Annotated in this window: 20 protein-coding genes; all 20 read right to left on the minus strand. The window is 41.7% G+C overall.

The features are described 5' to 3' along the window. Positions 1–164: 164 nt before the first annotated feature. The 20 genes from E2R53_RS07860 to E2R53_RS07955 all read right to left on the minus strand — a co-directional run bounded on the left by E2R53_RS07860 (position 165) and on the right by E2R53_RS07955 (position 21,833). Positions 165–527 (minus strand): small basic family protein, encoded by a 363-nt coding sequence (locus E2R53_RS07860; protein ID WP_133311254.1) that lies wholly within the window; start codon positions 525–527, stop codon positions 165–167. Next, complete coding sequence (locus E2R53_RS07865; protein ID WP_133312214.1) at positions 527–1,204, minus strand: DUF881 domain-containing protein; 678 nt, start codon at positions 1,202–1,204, stop codon at positions 527–529. The genes E2R53_RS07860 and E2R53_RS07865 overlap by 1 nt, the downstream gene beginning before the upstream one ends. Before the next feature lie 54 nt (positions 1,205–1,258). Then, positions 1,259–1,957 (minus strand): DUF881 domain-containing protein, encoded by a 699-nt coding sequence (locus tag E2R53_RS07870; RefSeq protein WP_133312215.1) that lies wholly within the window; start codon positions 1,955–1,957, stop codon positions 1,259–1,261. Beyond that, positions 1,947–2,786 (minus strand): cell division protein FtsQ/DivIB, encoded by an 840-nt coding sequence (locus E2R53_RS07875; protein ID WP_133311255.1) that lies wholly within the window; start codon positions 2,784–2,786, stop codon positions 1,947–1,949. Before E2R53_RS07875 ends, E2R53_RS07870 begins: the two co-directional genes overlap by 11 nt. 148 nt (positions 2,787–2,934) lie before the next feature. Beyond that, entirely contained in the window at positions 2,935–3,846 is a 912-nt protein-coding gene (murB, locus tag E2R53_RS07880) for a UDP-N-acetylmuramate dehydrogenase (RefSeq protein ID WP_133311256.1), read from the minus strand. A 169-nt stretch (positions 3,847–4,015) separates the two neighbouring features. Beyond that, positions 4,016–5,101, minus strand: coding sequence for an undecaprenyldiphospho-muramoylpentapeptide beta-N-acetylglucosaminyltransferase (gene murG, locus E2R53_RS07885; RefSeq protein ID WP_133311257.1), 1,086 nt, complete (start codon positions 5,099–5,101; stop codon positions 4,016–4,018). Positions 5,102–5,209: 108 nt separating this feature from the next. After that, positions 5,210–6,310, minus strand: a complete 1,101-nt coding sequence (spoVE, locus tag E2R53_RS07890; protein ID WP_070879083.1) for a stage V sporulation protein E — start codon at positions 6,308–6,310, stop codon at positions 5,210–5,212. 64 nt (positions 6,311–6,374) lie between these two features. After that, the gene (murD, locus tag E2R53_RS07895) at positions 6,375–7,724 is read right to left on the minus strand and encodes a UDP-N-acetylmuramoyl-L-alanine--D-glutamate ligase (protein WP_133311258.1); all 1,350 of its coding nucleotides are present in this window, start codon (positions 7,722–7,724) and stop codon (positions 6,375–6,377) included. Position 7,725: 1 nt separating this feature from the next. Then, the gene (gene mraY / locus E2R53_RS07900) at positions 7,726–8,700 is read right to left on the minus strand and encodes a phospho-N-acetylmuramoyl-pentapeptide-transferase (protein ID WP_133311259.1); all 975 of its coding nucleotides are present in this window, start codon (positions 8,698–8,700) and stop codon (positions 7,726–7,728) included. 104 nt (positions 8,701–8,804) lie between these two features. After that, positions 8,805–10,271, minus strand: a complete 1,467-nt coding sequence (locus E2R53_RS07905) for a UDP-N-acetylmuramoyl-L-alanyl-D-glutamate--2,6-diaminopimelate ligase (protein WP_133312216.1) — start codon at positions 10,269–10,271, stop codon at positions 8,805–8,807. Positions 10,272–10,513: 242 nt separating this feature from the next. After that, on the minus strand, positions 10,514–12,454 hold the full coding sequence (locus tag E2R53_RS07910) for a stage V sporulation protein D (RefSeq protein WP_133311260.1): 1,941 nt from the start codon (positions 12,452–12,454) through the stop codon (positions 10,514–10,516). A 159-nt stretch (positions 12,455–12,613) separates the two neighbouring features. After that, complete coding sequence (locus tag E2R53_RS07915) at positions 12,614–14,818, minus strand: penicillin-binding protein (RefSeq protein ID WP_133311261.1); 2,205 nt, start codon at positions 14,816–14,818, stop codon at positions 12,614–12,616. Between the two features lie 2 nt (positions 14,819–14,820). Beyond that, positions 14,821–15,186, minus strand: coding sequence for a cell division protein FtsL (ftsL, locus tag E2R53_RS07920; protein ID WP_133311262.1), 366 nt, complete (start codon positions 15,184–15,186; stop codon positions 14,821–14,823). Between the two features lie 31 nt (positions 15,187–15,217). Next, on the minus strand, positions 15,218–16,150 hold the full coding sequence (rsmH, locus tag E2R53_RS07925; RefSeq protein ID WP_133311263.1) for a 16S rRNA (cytosine(1402)-N(4))-methyltransferase RsmH: 933 nt from the start codon (positions 16,148–16,150) through the stop codon (positions 15,218–15,220). 91 nt (positions 16,151–16,241) lie between these two features. Beyond that, entirely contained in the window at positions 16,242–16,673 is a 432-nt protein-coding gene (gene mraZ / locus E2R53_RS07930; protein WP_133311264.1) for a division/cell wall cluster transcriptional repressor MraZ, read from the minus strand. Positions 16,674–16,796: 123 nt separating this feature from the next. Continuing rightward, positions 16,797–18,425 carry a bacillithiol biosynthesis cysteine-adding enzyme BshC gene (bshC, locus tag E2R53_RS07935; protein ID WP_133311265.1) on the minus strand — a complete coding sequence of 543 codons (1,629 nt, stop codon included), beginning with the start codon at positions 18,423–18,425 and terminating at the stop codon, positions 16,797–16,799. A gap of 88 nt (positions 18,426–18,513) precedes the next feature. Continuing rightward, positions 18,514–18,906, minus strand: coding sequence for a DUF3397 family protein (locus E2R53_RS07940; RefSeq protein ID WP_133311266.1), 393 nt, complete (start codon positions 18,904–18,906; stop codon positions 18,514–18,516). After that, positions 18,903–19,784 (minus strand): 2-dehydropantoate 2-reductase, encoded by an 882-nt coding sequence (locus E2R53_RS07945; RefSeq protein WP_165970926.1) that lies wholly within the window; start codon positions 19,782–19,784, stop codon positions 18,903–18,905. The genes E2R53_RS07940 and E2R53_RS07945 overlap by 4 nt, the downstream gene beginning before the upstream one ends. A 275-nt stretch (positions 19,785–20,059) precedes the next feature. After that, on the minus strand, positions 20,060–21,601 hold the full coding sequence (locus E2R53_RS07950; protein WP_133311268.1) for an acyl-CoA carboxylase subunit beta: 1,542 nt from the start codon (positions 21,599–21,601) through the stop codon (positions 20,060–20,062). A gap of 16 nt (positions 21,602–21,617) precedes the next feature. Further along, positions 21,618–21,833 (minus strand): acetyl-CoA carboxylase biotin carboxyl carrier protein subunit, encoded by a 216-nt coding sequence (locus tag E2R53_RS07955; RefSeq protein ID WP_133311269.1) that lies wholly within the window; start codon positions 21,831–21,833, stop codon positions 21,618–21,620. Positions 21,834–21,871: the final 38 nt, after the last annotated feature.

The following is a 21,871-nucleotide window of genomic DNA, read 5'->3' on the forward strand; positions in this document are numbered from 1 at the left end:
ATACAATGAATCTAGTTTTACATATTTGTAACAATGGTGAAAAATATTGTGATAATTGACTTCTCATTGTCACATTTATTTTTCGGCCCGTCATACGGACTCTTTTTAATAAATACATACTAAAGTGAGTATTCGTCAAATCCTTGATTTTCCCTCTTAAAAAATCAACTTTTTTTAAGTTTTTGGCGCGATTGAGTCCAATTGGAAATTAATATTCGTCTAATCACAGCAATATTCTGAAACAGTCTGACTCCAAAAGCAAATATTGCTACCAAATACAAGTCTACACCAAGATGAACACCTAGAAAAGCTAAACTTGCAGCCAATATGATGTTAAAGAAAAATCCGGATACAAAAACCATCTCATCGTACATGTTTTGCAGATGAGCACGGATTCCTCCAAGCAGAGTATCCAGGGCTGCGAGAATAGCAATGGACAGATAATTCGAATATTCACCGGGTATTCGGAGATCAGTCAGCAGCCCCAATGTTATTCCTAGTATTAATCCTAAAATGGGAAGCCACATTATGATTTCTCTCCTTCCTCAACCGGCTTCATATTTTTTATCCGGATCGCATCATCATACGGCGGTATGACAATCCGGTTCTTTGGCTTTGAAATTGAAAGCCGCAGATTGTCAATTGCAAAGGTGTCCATTGTCGTGGACCCGTTCAGGCGGCTGAATAGCTTTTCTGCGTCTTCGGAAATGACTTTAATTTCAATTGGATATGAATTCAAACTGTATCCGTCCATTTTTGTCTGGCCATTAATATCTCGGATGACAGTTGTATTCACAACTCTTCTGCCTGAGATTGCGACATGCTCGGCACCATATGAATTCAGCTCGTTCAACAATCGTTTCAGCAAATCAGGCGCAATGTTTTCTACTTCAGTTTGAGAAACCGCTGCATCAAACAGGGGTTCTATTGTAATGACTACACCCGCTCCAGTCACTTCCGTTAATCCCGCTTCATTTTTAAGTTCCTCAAGAGTCTCTTTCAGCGTTTTTTCTGCACTTTGATTTTCATCATTTTCGTATGTATCTATCAGCTCTTCGTATTTGCGGATCTCAAGCAAAAGGTTCGACTGAGTCTCTTGTTCCTGCTTGAGCGCCTCCCTCAATTGCCACATGTCACGTGTATCTCTTACTGCGGGCTCCTGGATCGATTGAAATTGAACGGCAAGCATTAAGCCAAATATCATGGTCAGCAGTGAGAAGCTGACACCCTTAAGATTTTTCTTCAAGGCAACCACCCATCAAGATTTCTTTTCTTGCAATAAAGGATTCATCTTAATTTCATTTTTCTTCTCAAGGGTTATGACGATATTATCGTAAGCAATCTGCTCGACAATACCGCCGGCGATATTTAATGCCTGGTCCAGAACAGCAGGCTCGCCAATGGCAGAGATGACAAAGGGAGCTGGAAATTGATTTCCATCCACGGTGACGACAGGACCATTACAATATATATACGAATCATGTGATAATCTTTGTCCATTGATGGCTACGGCGCTTGCACCTGATATAAGCAATTCATTAATTACTTTAAAAATATGCCCTTCATGAACAATGTAATTATTTACATTTTCCCCTTCTGGAATGTAGGAGGAATCCTCAAGAGTCACTTCAATCCCCTCCCCTGCTACACCCAGTTCGCCTACATACATTCTGTACTTCTCAACATCTTCAACAAGATTAAAGTAAATCTGCTTTTCATTCTTCAGATTTTCTTCAATTTCTCTTACTTCTTCCTGGCTTTTAAATAGTTCCTTTTGAAGCTCGGTATTTCTCTCCTCCTGCTTGATCAGCAGCTGTCTTGTTTCATACTCTTTGCTCCACTGTTCAGAAGATATTCCATTATTCGGACGCTGTTCTTTAGTGAGCTGATAAGAAAAAGAAACTAAAAAACCGAGAACAAGCATGATTAAAGATAGAACTACATATCTACCTCTCATCTTCATTTTCATTTTGCACTGTCCCCTCCGGCTCTGCTTCTGATGCGGCTCCCTCTTCCGCCGCTTCTTCTGCAGCTTCATCTTTCTTATCATATGATTCAAAATAGGTCCCGACTTCCATATGAATGATGCCTTTGGAATTTGGAGCCAGCTGGCTGACAATGGCTGGATAATCAATCATTTTTTTTGAGAAGCTGCGGACTGAGGCCTGCACTTCAAATCCGTCATTCATGTACAGCGTAATATGCCAGGGATCCGTTTTTTCAGGTGTATGATAAATTTCAGAAATCGCATTTTTTACACTGTCTGGAAGACTCATGAGTTCCATAGCCATTTCTTCAATCTCCTCAGCCTTGCTCCAATTAATCAGAAGCGGTGCATCATCTGGAAAAGTTCCTTCAACCGGGTCAAGTGTTTTGCCGTTTTCTAGGATGGGAGAGTATTGGTCTCCTTTAACGATATAGGCCACTTTATAATATTCTTCAACCACGATCGTCACCTTATTTGGCAAATGCTTGTCCAATTTCACATTTTGAATCTGTTCAAAATCAGAAAGGGCATCATTCACTTCTTTTTCATTGATGCTCCAAAAGCCTGATTTTTCTGTAATTCCACTCATATTTATTATTTCTTCTTCTGATACTGTCTTATTACCGGCAACATCTACGGAAGATACTTTGCTAAGCGGAGATTGAAAGTAGATCACCAATAAAATGAGGATGAAAAAGACGGATAAAAATAAAATTAACCTGCGGTTGGATTTTTGTTTCCGATGCTCCTTGAGCTTTGGAACACGATCTTCAAGCGAAACGACTTTGCCTTTTTCCAACTTGTAATCACCCCTCATCCCGAAACACTTTCGGGGGCGTAAAATCATCTTTAAAAGAGAAACAAACGGCATATAGTATGCCGTTTAGCAACTGTACCTTTAATAAAGACATTATACCACAATAAAAGGAAAAAGAGATAAGCATTCTCTACTCATTTACACCGACAATCTCAACTTCTGTTTCCATTTTGACAGCGTGTTTTTCAAAAATTGTTTTTTTAACAAAATCAATTAAATCAAGAACATCTTTTGCTGTGGCATTGCCTGTATTCACGATGAAATTCCCGTGAAGTTCGGAGATTTTCGCTCCGCCGATCTGATATCCCTTCAGGCCTGACTCCTGTATCAGCTGACCGGCATAATGAGGCAGGGGATTTCTGAAAACGCTGCCGCAGTTAGGATGATCCCAAGGCTGCGTTTCTCTGCGGTAATCTTTATTTTTCTGAAGCTCTGCCACAATTTCTTCCCGATTGCCTTTTTCAAGCTTCAGAACCGCTTCAAGACAAATGCCAGGACGCTTCTTCTGAAGCAGGGAAGTACGGTATGAAAACTCTAATTCTTCCGCCGTCAGCCATTCCATTGTTCCATCTTCAAACAGGATATGTGCCTTTACAAGAATTTTAGACATATCAGAACCGTGAGCACCCGCGTTCATGTAGACAGCTCCGCCAACCGATCCGGGAATCCCTCCCGCGAACTGAAGACCTGAAAGTCCTTGTTTGCTGATGACAGTCGTTAATTTAATAAGTGAGTAGCCTCCGCCAGCGGTAATGATATCTCCATCCACTTCAAGATGATCCAGCCCTTTTCCGAGTTTAATCACAACACCCTTAATGCCTGAATCCCCGACAAGCAGGTTTGATCCTCTGCCAATCGCTCTCCATGGAACTCCGCTTTCTGTCACGATATCCATCGTTTTTTTAAGATCTTCAATCGAATTCGGCTCTACAAAAATCTCTGCAGGACCTCCGATTTTTATCGTCGTATGCTTTGCCAGCGGCTCATTTTGAACAACTTTCCCAACTTCTGCTTCTTGTAATTTCATTCGTATCTGTTCCATGACAGCCTCCTAAAATAGATTGTTCTTTTGTGTATGACATTGAAGAAGGCTCATAGGAATTATAGTTCGATAGGCACAAATAATTTCATACCCTCTTCTGTCATGTTATAAACCCCTATGACTTCTGTCTTTTTAAAATTTTATGTCTGCAATTAAGATAAAAACTTATTTATTTTTTAGCAAGAACCTGTATTTCTTTATATAACTTGGCTGCAGCATCTGGAATGCCCAGCTGTTTAGATGCAGCTGACATTTTTTGAAGATTCTCCGCATCAAGCAATATAACATCCATCTCTTTTATTAATACAGCACTTGAGAGGTCTTTTTCAAGGATTAATGCCGCAGCATCATGATCACTTAAAGCCCGTGCATTTTTTTCCTGGTGATTTGCCGTTACGTAAGGACTGGGGATCAGGATACTCGGAAGCCCAAGTGCCGTAATCTCGGCTAATGTAGTTGCACCTGACCTGGCAACAATTAAATCAATCCCTTTTAAAACTTCAGGCATGTTATGAATGAAAGGCTTGATTACAACATTTTGTGGGAGATTCTTAACTTGATCCATAACGTGATCATAATGAACTTCACCCGTTACATAGATAACTTGATAATTTTTATTTTTCATTTCATCAAGCATTCCGATGACAGCATCATTAATAGGCTTTGCCCCTCTGCTTCCTCCCATAATCAGCACTGTTTTTTTATCGGGATTAAGAGCAGGGTCCTTATAATGTCTTACGTCATCCGTTGCTACTTCAGACGCTCTCGGATTTCCGGTCAGCACTGTTTTTTCAGCAGGAAAATAGCTTCTTGCCTCTTCAAAACAAATCGCTACCTTATCTACATACCGGGCCAAGAATTTGTTCGTTACTCCCGGCAGACTGTTTTGTTCATGGATAATTGCAGGAACCTTAAGCTTAGAAGCAGCATAAACAACAGGTCCGCACACATATCCGCCCGTGCCGATTACAACATCAGGCTTAAATTCTTTTATGAATTTTCGGCTGTCGCTGACGCCTTTGAAAAAGCGCATAATCGTTTTTGCATTATCCAGAGAGATCTTTCTTTTAAAACCGGAAATTTTGATTGAACGAAAAGCTACTCCTGCTTTTGGAACGATTTTAGACTCCAGTCCATTATCAGTGCCGACATACAAAAATTCCGCATTTGGATCATTTCTTTTTATTTCATTTATTAAAGCGAGAGCAGGATAAATGTGCCCGCCTGTCCCTCCGCCGCTAACCAAAATTTTCATATGTATCCCCCATTAATTAGAAACATTTTCAAAAATATTCAACTTTAGCTTAAAAAAATGATAAACCCTGTTTTTCAACAGGGTCTATTTCAACTATAAAATGTAAATTCAGTATCTTGCATATCTGCTAATATTCAGCAGAACACCAACCGCCATCAGCATGAGCGTCAATGAAGATCCGCCGTAGCTCAGAAATGGCAAGGTAATACCTGTAACCGGCATCAGTCCCGTTACTACTCCAACATTGATCATAACTTGAATTGCAACCATTGTGATGATGCCAATTGCCAAAAATGAACCGTACAGATCAGGGGCACCGAGGGCTATTCTTACACCGCGCCACAATAACAGACCAAACAGCAAAATGATCAGAGAGCCGCCGATGAAGCCCAGCTCCTCTGCCAGGATTGCAAAGATAAAATCTGTTTGCGGCTCTGGCAAGTAAAAGAATTTTTGCCTGCTCTGTCCAAGGCCAAGACCAAATAGTCCGCCGGGACCAATCGCATACAGCGACTGAATAATTTGAAATCCGCTTCCCAGGGGATCTTCCCACGGGTTTAAAAACGATGTGATCCTCTTAATCCTATAGGGAGCTGATAACACTAAACCTACGAATCCGGCTACTCCGAGCAAACCAAGCAAACCAAAATGTGTAATTCTCGCTCCGGCAACAAAAATCATCACAATACAAGTCCCGACCATAACAGTTCCAGTTCCAAGATCAGGCTGTAGCATAATTAATGCAAATGCGGTAAACACGAAGCCAAGTGAAGGAAAAAGACCTTTTTTAAATGATGTTATTTTTTTTTGATTTTCAGACAGAAATTTAGCCAAAAAAGCTATCATGGCAAGCTTCATGAACTCAGAAGGCTGAATGGAAAACGCGCCGACTCCAATCCAGCTGCGTGAACCATTTCTCTCCATTCCAATGCCCGGAACTAAAACGGCCAGAAGCAGCACAAAACAAATAATAATCAGCATTTTTGCCCAGGTTCTCCACGTCCAGTAATCAACATTCATTAAAAAAAACATGGCGATTACACCTACACCCGCAAAAAGCAGCTGCCTCTTTGCAAAGAAAAATGAATCCTCAAATTTATAAGTTGCCCAAACTGCGCTTGCACTGTATACCATGATCAGTCCAATCGTCAGCAGCAGCAAGGTAATGATGACTAGAATGAAATCTGGTGCAGATCTTTTTGCCGTCAACGCCGAACACCCCAATATTATGGAATTAGGGCTCAAGCTTTGTGGCGATGCGTGTACGAGCCCTTTACTTTAGCTTATGCACGGCGTTCTCAAACATGTCTCCTCTTTGCTCAAATGTTTTATATTGATCCCAGCTAGCGCACGCAGGGGATAAGAGAACAATGTCACCATCTTGAGATAAGTCAAACGCCGCCTTAGCTGCTTGTTCAACATTATCGACACGTTTGATCACTTCTATTCCAGCATCTCCTGCTATTCTCTCAAGTTTTGGCGCCGTCTGTCCGAATGTGATGATTGCCTTCACATTGCTGAGGAATGGGATCAGCTCATCAAATTCGTTTCCGCGATCCAAGCCTCCTGCAAGCAGGAGCGTCGGCGCATCAAAGGCCTGCAGCGCTTTAGATGTGGCCAATATATTGGTAGCTTTAGAATCGTTGTAGTATTTTACTCCGTCAATCGTGCTGATAAACTGCAGACGATGTTTAACACCTTTGAAAGCAGTCAGAACTTTTTGAATGGCGCAGGTTGAAGCTCCATATAGTTTCACCACACAGATTGCAGCAAGGATATTCTCAAGATTATGCTTGCCCGGCAGGACAATATCTTTTATTTCAATAATCTGCTCATCGTTATACCATAGCGCTCCATTACTCATATAAGCGCCTTTTTCAAGCTTCTCGGAAACGGAAAAATAAACGATTTGACCTTTTGATTTTTCTGCTGCACGGCGCACTTCCATATCATCATAATTCACGACAGAATAATCATCAGACTGCTGATTTTCATAGATCTTCGCTTTTGCAAGGGCATATTCTTCTCTAGTGCCATGATAATCAAGGTGGGCATCAAATAGATTCAGCAGCAGCGCTATTTTCGGTCTGAATTTGATTGTGCCCATGAGCTGAAAAGAAGACAGCTCAGTCACAATGACATTTTCTTCAGTAGCATGTTCAGCTACCTCACAGGCCACGGTTCCGATGTTGCCGGCGATCAAAGACTTCTTTTGATCAGCTACAAGCATTTCGTGTATAAGAGTAGTCGTTGTTGTTTTTCCATTTGATCCCGTTATTCCGATCATATCGGCTTCAGAGATTAGATAAGCGAGCTCCACTTCTGTGACAATCGGAATCTTCCGCTCCAAAGCAGCAGCCAGCAGTGGATTGGAATAAGGAATGCCAGGGTTTTTCACAATGTATTCTGCATGATCAAGAAGCTCCATCGGATGACTTCCGCATAGGACCTTCAGACCTGCAGCCTGAAGCTCCTGGGCAGACTCATTTTCCTCGAACGGCTTCATATCATTGACTGTTACTATCGCGCCAAGTTTATGTAAGAGCTTTGCAGCAGCTAAACCGCTTTTTGCAAGCCCCAATACAAGTACATGTTTATGAGTAAAATCTTGAATGCTTTTCATCTTATAACCACACCTCAATATAGATTCCCAGAATGGCGAACACGAGACCCACAGACCAGAATGTTACGACAACTCTCCATTCTGACCAGCCGGTCAATTCATAGTGGTGATGAAGCGGGCTCATCTTAAACACCCGTTTTCCAGTCGTTTTAAAAGAAATAACCTGAATAATAACAGACAGAGTTTCAATGACGAAAACTCCGCCGATTAGCACAAGAAGAATTTCAAGCTTTGTTAAAATAGCAACCGTAACAATAGCTCCTCCGAGTGCAAGTGATCCTGTGTCACCCATGAATACTTTTGCCGGATGTGCATTAAAGACAAGGAAACCAAGAACCGCTCCGACAACTGCCACTGAAAAAATAGCCACATCATATTGAGATTGATTCCAGGCAAGAACAGCAAATGCACCAAATGCAATGGCTGCCGTACCTGAGAGCAAGCCGTCAAGTCCATCTGTTAAGTTAACAGCATTAGATCCGCCGACAAGCATGAAAATAATCAGAATCACATATGCAAAGCCTAAATCAAACGAAAATTCCGTGCCTGGAATGCGGATTTCTGAAGAAAACCCATATTGTTTAAAAACGATATAGAAAATGACAGCAATGATAATCTGGCCAATCAGTTTCTGCTTTGATGTAAGACCGAGGTTGCGCTTCATCACAACCTTAATAAAATCATCCAGAAAACCGAGGAGACCGTATCCGAACATAACGAATAACAGCAAATACATTTCCACACTCGGTTCTGCAAATTTATAGCTCATGACAAGTGTTGTCACAATGACAGACAGAATAATCATGATTCCGCCCATCGTTGGGGTGCCTGATTTTTTCTGATGGGATTTCGGCCCTTCATCCCGAATGCTTTGTCCGAACTTAAGCCTTCTTAAAAATGGAATAAAGATGGGAGATATCAGAACACTGATTAAAAAACCCATAATAATTGTAAATAAAATAATTTGTTCGAGCATGTTTAGATCCTCCCTGAATAACTGCGTGATGACCGCTTTTGATTACGGATTCATCATAAATACAAGCTTGTGAATTTCTTAAATGCATGTGCTGCGGCGAATCATTATTTAATTCGTTCTTTAATAGCTCTCAAAGCTACTTCGCGATCATCAAAATCGAAAATCTGCGTTCCGATCTGCTGATAAGTTTCATGGCCTTTTCCTGCAATTAAAATGACGTCTCCCGGCTTCGCATTGGCAACGGCAAAATAGATGGCCTTCTCTCTATTTTCAATGGAATGATAATATTCTCCCCTGACCCCATCTTCCATTTCATTCAAAATGGCGACAGGATCTTCACTTCTTGGATTATCGGAAGTAAAGATCGGTTCATCTGCATACTTAACGGCAATCTGTGCCATGATTTTACGTTTTGTCCGGTCACGGTCACCGCCGCAGCCGACAACAACAAATGTCTTTCCAATAACAAATTGTTTAACCGTTGAAAGAACATTTTCGAGACTGTCTGGAGTATGTGCATAATCAACAATGACAGAAAAGTCCTGACCGCCGTCGACTACTTCAAACCTTCCGCGAACACCTTCAATCTCACCAAGTGTTGCCGCAATAATGGATAAAGGCACATTGGAAGCCAGACTTGCAGCTGCAGCTGCAAGTGCATTATAGATGCTGAATTTGCCGATCAGCTTCATATTGACCTTCTCGCTGCCATGCGGAGTAACAAGATCAAATGATGTTCCGCTTGGAGACATCGCAATATTTTTTGCCATCACATCACACTCTGAATCAATGCCATACGTTAAAACATGAGCTGCCGTCATTTTCATGAACTCGGCCGAAGCTGAGTCATCTCCGTTTAGGACAGCTGTTTTGGGCTTATTTTGATCAAACTTGTTGCCAAGCTGTGAAAATAGCAGGCCCTTAGCTGCACGATATGAATCCATTGTCTGATGGTAATCGAGATGATCCTGCGTCAAATTTGTAAAGACGGCAACGTCATAGTCACACCCATGAACACGTCCCATATGCAAGGCATGGGATGAAACCTCCATAATCGCATGACTGACTCCTTTTTCAACCATGGTTCCGAAGGTTTTTTGCAGAGTCAGACTCTCAGGAGTCGTGTTTTTAACGCTCAATTGTTCATCTCCGATTTTTATGTACATCGTGCCGATTAATCCAGTTGCAAGGCTGTCATTTTGAAGAATCTTCTCAATCAGATGCGTCGTTGACGTTTTGCCGTTTGTGCCTGTAACACCAATTAAATGAAGATTATGTGTAGGCTGCCCGTAAAATGTGTCTGCAAGGAGCGCCATAGCTCTTTTAGTGTTATTCACAACAATAACAGGTACTGGAAGTGACAGCGGCTTTTCAGATAAAACAGCAGCAGCCCCCCGGCGGACAGCCTGTTCAGCATAATCATGGCCATCTACTGTGTACCCGCTGATGCAAATAAATAAACTTCCTTCCTTCACTTCTCTTGAGTCCATTTCAATCGAGAGAATATCTGGATTTTCATTCACGCTCAATTTCATATTTTGCAGCTGCGAAAGCAGTGTCTGTAATTTCATCATTACCAAATCCTCTCAAAAACCAACAATAGTTTCTTTCTAATTTTTTATACAAAATCATCCATTTAGTGAAAAACGCACAGTTCTTATTTTATCTCATCTTAGCTAAAAGAGCCATATCAGCTTTTAAAAATGTCTTTAATAAAGGGAGAGGATGCGGGAGCTGCTCTATCCCGCCTTAAAATAAAAGCGAGGCAAACACGTTTTGTGATTGCCGCTTTTTTTGCTGTATAAATGAGTTTTTACTCGTCCTCGGTTTTTTTATCGCTTTTTCCTAAATACAGACGGAGAGTTGAACCTTCTTTCACTTTCACTCCGGCTGCTGGAGACTGCTGGACAACCGTGTCGCCGGAACCTGCAATATCAAGTTTCAGGTTTACCATTTGCTCTCTTAGCTCCGTTGTCGTCAGCCCTAAAACATTCGGGACATTTACAAGTTTTGTGTCTAGCCATGTATATTCTTTTTCGATTTGATCTTTTCTCGGCTTCACACCAAGCTCTCTTAAACTGTCTTCCATGATATTTCCTACAATTGGAGCAGCTACCGTTCCCCCGAACTGAACAGTGCCTTTAGGGTTATCAACAGCCACATAGACGACGATTTCAGGGTCATCAGCCGGTGCAAAGCCAATGAATGATACGATATAGTTATTTTTCAAGTAAACTCCGTCTTTAACTTTTTGGGCGGTCCCCGTTTTGCCGCCGACACGGTACCCATCGACAAATGCATTTCTTCCTGTTCCTTGCGCCACTACACTTTCTAATGCATATCTAATCTGTTTTGACGTTTCTTCTGAAATCACCCTGCGCTTAGCCTCAGGAGCTGTCTGACTGACAACGTCTCCGGTAATTGGATCAATCCATTCCTTGGCAATATAAGGCGTATAAAGCGTTCCGCCGTTAACCGCCGCTGAAACGGCTGCCACCTGCTGAATAGGAGTAACCGATACCCCTTGGCCAAATGCCGTTGTCGCCTGTTCAACAGGTCCGACATTTTTAACATTGAAGAGGATTCCTCTCGCTTCTCCCTGCAGATCAATTCCGGTTTTTTGCCCGAAACCAAAGTTTTGAATATATTTAAACAGCGTATTTGTGCCAAGTCTTTGTCCTAATTCTACAAAGCCCGGGTTGCATGAGTTTTGAACGACTTCAAGAAATGTCTGGCTGCCATGGCCGCCTCTTTTCCAGCACTTCAGTCTTGCTCCGCCTACTTCAACAGATCCGCCGTCATGAAAGTGTTCTTTTTGCAGATTTACCTTGTTCTCTTCAAGGGCTGCAGCCAGTGTAATAATCTTAAAGGTTGATCCAGGTTCGTATGAGCTCCATACAGGAAGATTGCGGTTATATATAAGCGGATCTACATTCCTGAAATCCGCAGGATCAAAGTCCGGTCTGCTTGACATCCCAAGAATTTCCCCATTTTTCGGATTCATGGCAATGGCAATCATGCCGTCAGGATTGTATGCCGCCTGGGCGTTATCCAGCTCCCGCTCCATTATGGTCTGCACTTTGGAATCGATTGTTAATTTTAGATTTAATCCGTCTATTGGAGCTGTATATTCATCCGCTTCCTCGGGCATTCTTTTCCCTTTTGCGTCCGAGTAGAATTTCACATACCCTTTCGTGCCTTTCAGCTGTTCATCGTAATAGGATTCAAGACCAAGCAGCCCTTGATTATCAATGCCGGCAAAACCAAGCACGTGAGAAAGGTAGCTTCCAAACGGATAATGCCGTTTGGAATCTTCCGCTATGTATACTCCCTTCAGTCCGAGAGCGCGGAGCTCTTTTGCTTTTTCATGCGATATCTTTCTCCCTTCAGGATTGATGCGCTGTATGGACTGTTTCTTTGTTATAAGCTCATAAGCTCTCTGTTTAGACATATTTAATACAGAAGCAAGCTTTTCAGCCGTATCTGCCGGATTTTCCACCTGCCTCGGAACTACAAGGACCGACGGAGCACTCATATTCGTTGCAAGCTTGACGCCATTGCGGTCAAGGATCTCGCCCCGTTCAGGTTCAAAAGGAATGTTTCTGCTCCAGGAATCCTTAGCAAGAGCAGTTAATTTATCCCCTATAAAAAACTGAACGTATCCAAGACGGATATCAATAATAATAAAAATCAAAAATCCAAATAACAGCACCAATGCCAGACGTTTTCTGACAGTCACATTTGAAACGCGCATAGAATTAGACTCCTCCTTATTCAGGCTCGTTCAAATATATGCTTGTACAGAATCATCTAGAACTTTTTGAGATTAGGAGAAGGAAGCCGAACATGTGAAACGATCATCCATGCCATGACCGAAAAAAGCTTGGTCAACGATGTTGACCAAGCTTTGTTTCTACCTAGCTTCTTCTTCCTCATCAGACTGTTCATTATCTCCGCTGTCTGGCTGTTGCGGACTTTCAAGCTTTACAATTAACTGATCATTCTCTTGTACTGTTTCGTTTTTGGATATATTTTGAGAAACGACATAGCCGTTTCCATTTATCTTAAGATTAAGATCAAGGAAATTAGCAAGCTTCATCACGTCCCTTGATGACCAGCCATTTAAGTCAGGCATCTTGATTTTGCCATCTGTCCGCAGAAGCACACGTTCATTGACAATCATCTTTTTGCCCGCTTCCGGGTATTGGGCAACAATTTCATTTCCAGTTCCAAGAATCAGCGGCTGAACATTGTTCGATCTCAGCTGTTTTTCTGCTGATGCTGAATTTTCACCAACAAGAGAAGGGACTTCTGCGCCTATTTCCGTTTCCGTTTTCTTCGGCTTTTCTTCCGTTTCTTCAGAAGGCTGGATTTTCATGTACTGCAGACTGTTTTTCATAACAGTATTAAATACGGACGATACAGGCATTGAGCCTGTTTCAGTGTCTTTCAGTTTAGGCTGCTGGACCGCAACATATACAAGGAGCTCCGGATCTTCTTTTGGCGCCATTCCAAGGAATGAAAAAATAAAATTATCCCGGCCGCTTAAATATTTTCCGTCACTTCCTGCAATTTGAGCTGTTCCTGTCTTACCAGCTACCTCATACCCTTCAATCTGATACGGTCTTCCGGTGCCTTTTTCCGAACTGACAACTGTTTCCAGAATGTCGAGCACCTCTTTTGACGTTTTCTCAGAAATAGGTGTGCCTGCCACTTCCGGCTTATTTTGTTTAATCACTTTATCATGATCAACGTCAACAATTTTATCAATGATATAAGGCTTCATCATCTTTCCGCCGTTTGCGATTGCAGTTGCTGCCTGCACCTGCTGAATCGGCGTCACGGTTGAACCCTGGCCGAATGCGGTCGTTACTTTTTCAATATCATATTTATAGTTGAACTTCCCATTTGCCTCGTTCGGCAGATCAATTCCGGTTTCCTCATTTAACCCGAACTTGTTCATATACTGCATAAAACGATCAGGTCCAAGTTTTTCCTTAGCAAGGATGGCCATCGCTACATTGGATGAACGCTGAACACCTTCAAGGAAGGAAATCGTTCCCCAGCCTGTTTTATTATGATCGCGGATTCTTCCGCCTTCCACTTTATAAGCTCCAGACTGATACAATTCATTGCGGTTAAATACGCCTTCTTCAACGGCAGCCGCAAGCGTGAATATTTTCATCGTCGAGCCTGGTTCAAATGGATAGGCAACAGCATCATTGTAATAATTGTTGATATCGCGGACATTTGGATCAAAGCTCGGACGCTGCCCCATTGCAAGAATCTTCCCTGTCTTTGGATCCGCTACAATTCCGATAATCTTCTCTGGTTCATATTCCTCTGCAGCTTCATTCATTGCATCTTCAAGGAAAGTTTGAACTTTTTGGTCAATCGTCAGATAAATATTGTTTCCGTTATCCGGAGCGACAATTTTTTCTTTTCCATTTGGGAGCTTAAACCCTTGTTTATCTCCCTCATAGACTTTGTAGCCATCTTTTTCTTGAAGATATTTATCAAGACTTTTCTCAATTCCGAACATCCCTACCGTATTATTTGATTCTTCGTCTCTTTGGGCATAACCGATTATATGAGAGGCGAATGTGCCATTTGGGTAGTAACGGTGAGTGTCTCTTAAAAATCCAATCCCCGGCAGTTTCATTTTTTCAATCTTCACTTTTAGCGTGTGGCTGATATTCCGGCCAGCAGAACCAAATTCTACTTGTTTCGCATCCTTGGTTAAGATCTTTTCTACATCGCTCTCTTCCATATCAAGCAATGGAGCGAGTTTCTCAGCTGTTTCTTCCGGGTCAACCACATGCTTTGGGTTTTTGGCACTTGTCGTTAATTTATCATCAAGAACTGCAATCAGAGTATACGTTGATGTATCCTGTGCAATCACTTCTCCTCTTCTGTCCAAAATAGAGCCCCGGTTCGCTTCAATGCCGCGCTTTCTTTCGTATTGCTCCTGGGCGCGGGCAGCAAGGATTTCGCCATTTACTTCCCCTGTCGTTTGCAAAAACAGGAATCTGATGATTAAGACAAAAAAGAGCAATGCAAATATTAAAGTTAATATTGCTGCTCCTCTGTTCATATTGATATTTTTTGGCTGTGTCATAATTATTCGTTAACAGCTTTCACATTGTCTGGATTAAGGTTTAGCCCCTGCTTTTTTGCTTCAGTCATGATTCGCTCATAGGTGCTTAATTCTTTGACTTGGACAGTTAAGTCTGAATTAACTTTTTGCTGATCCTGTACTTGCGACTCAATCTGCTGAATCTCAATGTTTGACTGATAAACGGTTACGCTGTTTGATACGATTTGGATGGCTGCAAATAAGAGGACAGATAAGAAAGCGACGATAAGCACTTTTTCCCCGACTGTTATGGTTGGTCTTCTTGTAATGACAACCGTTTGCTGCTGCTCGGGCATATGCTTGTGCTGCTCTTGCCTTTGCTGCTGTAATTTCACTGCTAAATTACTCATGAACAAACCCCCTCTGATTTTTTGGATTTCTTTATAGTTTTTCTAGGATTCTAAGTTTGGCTGATCTTGCCCGGTTGTTTTCTTCGAGTTCTTCGTCTGATGGCACGATCGGTTTTCTTGTGATCAGTTTTACTTTCGGTTTAAATTCATCCGGTATAACCGGTAAGTTGGGAGGCAATTCCGGTAATGCAGCAGCTTGTTTAAATGCTGTTTTGCAGATTCTGTCTTCTAATGAATGGAACGTTATGACACTGACTCTGCCGCCGGGTTTGATCAGATCGACAGCTTGTCCAATCGCTTCTTCAAATACTTTCAGTTCATCGTTTACCGCAATTCGGATCGCCTGAAAAATCCGTTTGGCAGGATGTCCGCCTTTTCTTCTTGCTGGAGCAGGAATCGCATCTTTAATTAATTCCACTAGCTCTCCTGTTGTTTGGATTGGCTGTTTTTCTCTTGCTGCTTCAATTTTTCTTGCTACCTGCTTTGAGAATTTTTCTTCTCCGTAACGGAAGAAGATTTTGACCAGCTCTTCATATGTCCAGTGATTCACCACATCAAATGCGGAAATACTGGCATGCTGATCCATTCTCATATCTAGAGGTGCATCGTGATGATAGCTGAAGCCTCTCTCAGGTGTATCTAATTGCGGCGATGATACGCCAAGGTCAAATAAAATGCCGTCTACCTCTGTAACACCTAACTCTTCCAGTTCTTCTTTTAAATACCTGAAATTGCTTTTTATAAATGTAACCTGTCCCGCGTAATCCGCCAGAATTTCTTTAGCATGCGAGAGGGCTGCATCATCCTGATCAAAAGCGAAGAGGTGGCCATCCTTAGACAGCTTGGACAGCAGATAAGAGCTGTGCCCCGCTCCCCCTAGGGTGCAGTCTACATATACACCGTCTTCTTTAATGTTTAATCCGTCTACCGTTTCACGCAATAATACTGTTTTATGTTGAAACATTGCTGTTACCACCTTTATCAGAGTCGATTGTTTTGGATGTTTTAATATGATGTTGGAATGTCTTATTACTCATTGTTTGCACAAGAGACCATTATATATCAAAACCAATCATATTTTCAGCAATTTCGGCAAATGAATCTTCCTGTTCAGTCACATATGTATCCCAAATTGCCTTATCCCATAACTCGATCCGATTTGATACTCCGATAACAACACATTCTTTTTCAAGCTTTGCATATTGCAAAAGCGGTGCTGCTAAATTAATGCGGCCTTGCTTATCGAGCTCGCATTCAACAGCCCCTGAAAAGAAAAACCGGGTAAATGCACGTGCATCTTTTTTTGTTAACGGGAGAGCTTTAAGCTTATCTTCAATCAATTTCCATTCGCTCATTGGATAACCGAACAAACATTGATCAAGTCCTCTTGTGATGACGAAAGTTTCTCCGAGTTCTTCCCGGAACTTGGCAGGAACGATCATGCGGCCTTTTGCATCAATCGTATGATGATATTCACCCATGAACATGTCCGTCGCCCCACTTTCTTTCTCTCAGTCACCACTTCCCCCCACTTCTCCCCACCTCCTATTCTACACGTTCTTTTCATAAAAAAAAACCCTGTATTCCACAGGATTTCAGAAAATCGTTATTTAAATTTTGACAATTTTATGATGATTGTTAAAAGAATAGCGAAGCTGCACGATTTCGTCTAAAAAATTTGGACCGTATTTATTCAAATAGTAGTAAATATTCCACGTTCTCTCCTGAAAACCGTCATTCGGCTTGAGAGATTTCCCGATTCTTGTGAATTTTTCCATTTCAACCTGATGTTTTTGTTGAATCTTCTTGTCGATATGAGAATGGAGTAAATCGAGCTGAGCTTGAATAAAATACGCGTTTTTCATTAAAAATGGTTCTAAGCTTTTGTCAATTGTCAAAGCTGACTTACGAAGTTCATTGTGAATCTGTTCAAATTGCTTTTTCGTGTCTTCAATTTTAGGTGTCATTCGAGACGGTTCTCTTTTTGATACCCATTCTTCACGCGCTTTATCAACACCTCGAGTAAAAACATCTTCAATCCCAATCTCCACATCCATCATGTCTGTTTCAATCGAGCGTTCCAAAATGGTGATGTTCAGTCTTGGAACGACAGGCGGCATTTTTACATCCAAAACTTGAAAGACTTTCTTCAATTCCGCCCAATAAGTAAGCTCCCCTGGTCCTGCAATAAACGCCAGGGTCGGCAGGATGCATTCCTGCATTAACGGTCTTGTGACAACATTATTGCTCAGTCTTTCGGGACTTTGTTCAGCAAGGTGCCTTAGTTCTTCTTCATTAAACGTTAATTTATCATCCACTGAATATATTTTATCTTTTGAACGGTGGAGCAAAGAGCGTTCATGATTTTCATGATGATAAAACAGATTGGCACTGGTCTTTTCTGTTACAATGATCGGCTGATAGCCCGCTGAATTCATAAATTCCTGCTGTACCGCAAGCGCTTCAGAGATTTCTTCATTTTTTCTGATGAACTGCTGGAAGTATGGTGATTCCATCTTTCTTAGGTCAGGATCGGCTGAGTTCATAATAACAAGTCCGTATTCAGAAAACATTTCATATGTAAGTTTTTCGAAAAATTGAGTATACGTTTTTGAAGTACTTAATGTATGTTTGAGACTTGCCAACAGCGTGTTTGAATAATCTGTTTCACCAAAGGTTTCAAAAACGGAGCAGATCCAATTCCAGCATTCCTTCTTGTCCAGCTCTTTATGGAAAACAGGAATTTTTTCGGATTGCATGTGCTTGATCGCTTTCTTTTTTATCACTTGATTTTGCGATACATATAAATGATTGATTTCCGCAAAATCATGGTCCTCGCCTGCAACCCAGAAAATTGGGATGACGGGAACAGACAGCTCTGCTTCCTGCTGCTTTGAAAGGACGAGAATGGAGATAATCTTATGTATTGTATAAAGCGGCCCCGTAAGTAAACCTGCCTGCTGCCCCCCGACTACTACAAGACTGTCAGGCTGTTTAAGACGTTCAATGTTTGCGGTCACTGCATGATTTTCAGGAAAGTGTTTCCGGTGATAGGATAAAAGGTAATCCGATAATTCTTCCCGTGCAAACGTTCTATTTTTTAAATCGTTCATTCTCTTCTCATACACATCATTATTTGTAATTTGATAATCAAAGTAATCCACCGTATTTAACCTTGCATGAACCAAATCTTCCACAAGGCGGTTCGTGTGGCGAAGGGAGAGTTCAGTAATCTCCATTTGTGTAACTTCCTTTCCGGGTTATGTAAGCTTCCGAGAAGAGTATAGCATTTATTGCTTCGAAAATAAAAAAAGTTTGCCTGAGATCTTACAGATAATCAAGGATTCCGGAAATGATTCCATATACAGTAAGAAACGTTGAGAGCGGCAGCAAAAGCAAAAAGGAGAAACGCCAGCATTTTTTAAATGCAATGGATAATGAAATGGACGATTGCGATCTGATTAGGATAAGCAGACCAGTAAACAAGATGAGGAGGCAGACGAAAAATAAGCCGCCGTAAAAAGCAGTTTGTGATAATGTAAGCAATTTGAAATAAATCGAGAATATAAATAAAACCACGCCAATGTCCGCAGCAAGCAGCAAGGCTCTTTTTTTGCTGTTTGTCATAACAATTAAAAGAAGAAACAGAAGGAAAAAACTAAGCAGCGGAAGTGTAACTGCAAATGCAAAAATACTGATAAAAGAATCGATGATAATCATCCTTCCATTCCCCTAATGGCCTGATATAAGAAATGCAAGACAGGAACTTCAAGCTTTTCAGCTTCTGCCTGATTGATTAAAAAGCCAATGATTCCATCTATCTCTGTCATTCTGCCTTCTTCAATATCTTTCAGCATAGATGACCGATTTTGAGCCGTGCTTCTGCATATGTCCATGACATGCTCCCATTCTTCTTGTCCTTTCTGAAAAGCCAAAACTTTCATTGCCTCACGAAATACAGCCTCTGTCATTTTATTATACATGGGGTTTGAAGCAAGCTCGCCATTTGGCACCCGCAATAAAGCAGTCAGAGGATTTATGCAGGCATTCACAAGCAGTTTCCGGGACATCATTTCCTTCCAGTCTCTGATATATTCAAATGGAAAATGCTCTATTTGCATCTGCAGGATAGGCAGCTCTGTTAGACGATCGTCAGGATATAGCGAGCTTACCTTAATGCATCCCAAACCTGTATGCTTAACACTGTTGTCACTCAGTTTTAATGCGCCATGCTCTACTGTGCCCACAAATATGCGATGTCCTTTCAGCGTTTGAAGCAAAGGTATATGGGACATGCCATTCTGCAAAAAAAGCACCGTTTTGGATGGACTCTTTTTCAAGGCATCAAGTATAGAATCCAGCTGATATTGTTTGACCGTTATAATTAGAAGAGGTTCTTTATAGGAGGTGTTTTTTTCTGCTCCGAGGTTAATAGATATGTTCTCAGGACGATCCCCGCGCATGAGGGTTATTCCTGCATCGTTGATAAGATCTGCTTGCTCTTTGCGCCTTGTATACAGCGTCACTTCATGGTATTTGCTTAAATACGCGGCACTGAGTAATCCGACTGCTCCTGAACCGATAATCCCTATCTCCATAAGCGCATCCCACCGTTTTCCCTTAATTCTTTTATCATACCAAATATAAGAAGTATTTCCCATATATAACTATCAGAAAATAAGAAAAGCGGAATCGCCCGTTTAGCGCAGGCATGACAGATAAGGATCCGCCAGTTAAGGCGCTTTTTGCCAATACTTCCGGATCCGTTCTGGCCGAGGAGTTGGGCGATGGAGCTAGACATTGAAGAGCAAAATTTTATACTTTCCTAAACAATAAGAAAAGCCAGCTCTGAAAGCTGACTTTTCATTCTGAATTAAACCGGATAAACCGGGTGCTTCCGTTCACTGAATGAAAGCTGTTTTGTTTCATATAAAGAGAAGCGGGAAATAAGTTCCTCTCTAAGGTCATCTGCGGAAACAATGTCATCAACAATCATTTCAGATGCAAGCTTATAAATATCGATATTCTCTTTATATTCCTGCTGTTTTTGAAGGACAAATTTCATTCTCTCCTTCGGATCTTCAATTTCATTGATTTTGTTTGAATAAATCGCATTAACTGCAGCTTCAGGACCCATAACAGCAATTTGAGCTGTAGGAAGAGCGATCACGCAATCCGTTTCAAAAGCCGGTCCCGCCATTGCATAAAGGCCTGCACCGTATGCTTTTCTGACGATAACGGAGATCTTTGGAACCGTAGCAGAGCTCATGGCAGCGATCATCTTAGCGCCATGGCGGATAATTCCCGCTCTTTCTACCTTAGTGCCAATCATGAAGCCCGGCACATCCGCAAGGAAAAGCAGTGGAATATGGAAAGCATCCGCAAGCTGCATAAACTTCGCTGCTTTGTCTGCTGAATCTACGAATAAAACACCGCCTTTTACTCGGGGCTGATTCGCAATGACCGCAACAACTTTACCGTCCATCCGGGCAAATCCTGTAATGATTTCCGGTGCGAATAAGCGTTTAATTTCAAAAAAGCTTCCCTCGTCTATAAGAGAGTCGATGCACTCATACATATCAAATGGAGCATTCTGATTTTCCGGAACAATTTCAGACAGCCTTCTGCCCTGCTTTGGAGCAACTGCTTCAACCGGCATTGAAGCATGCTGATAATTTTGCGGAAAGTAAGTTAAGTATCTTCTAGCCTCTAATATGGCGTCTTCTTCTGTTTTTGCAAGAACATCTCCGCATCCGCTTACAGAGCAGTGCATTCTCGCTCCGCCCATTTCTTCAAGACTGACTTTTTCGCCGATTACTTTTTCTGCCATTCGCGGCGAACCCAAATACATGGAGGCATTTCCTTCGACCATGATGACAATGTCACAAAATGCCGGGATGTATGCTCCTCCAGCTGCTGAAGGACCAAATAGAAGGCAGATTTGGGGAATCATCCCTGACAATTTAACCTGGTTATAAAAGATCTTCCCTGCACCGCGGCGATTTGGGAACATATCAATCTGATCCGTAATTCTCGCTCCGGCTGAATCCACCAGATAGAGCAAGGGAACTTTTAATTTTTCAGCTGTTTCCTGAATACGGATGATTTTTTCAACCGTTCTCGCCCCCCAAGAGCCAGCTTTGATGGTAGAATCATTTGCCATTACGCAAACGGTTTGATTATTGATTTTCCCGATGGCCGTAACCACGCCGTCTGATGGCAGGTCGCCGGCCTGGTTATTCGCAAATTTCCCATCCTCTGTGTATTTTCCATTATCAAACAGACGGTTAAGTCTCTCTCTTACAAACAATTTACCCTGTTGCTGCAGCTTTTCATGATATTTAGGGTGTCCGCCGGCCTCAATTTCAGCTGTCTTTTCTTTAAGGATTTTGACCAATTCATCCGTTTTCAACATTGGAAATACCTCCTTTTTACGCTTTTAAAATAAGTAATACATCGCCCTCGTTAACAAAATCGCCCGTTTCGGCTTTTACTTCCTCCACAACACCATTTTCCGGGCTGTCTAAAGGTATTTCCATTTTCATTGATTCAAGCATGATCACATCTTGTCCTGCCGTTACTTCGTCCCCTGCTGCCACTAATACATTCAATACCGTTCCTGCCATACTTGCTTTAATTTCGATCATGTTAAAATCCTCCATTCTTGATGTGGTGAAACAAATAC

The sequence above is a fragment of the Peribacillus frigoritolerans genome (genome assembly GCF_004358755.1).
Taxonomy (GTDB): domain Bacteria; phylum Bacillota; class Bacilli; order Bacillales; family Bacillaceae; genus Bacillus_P.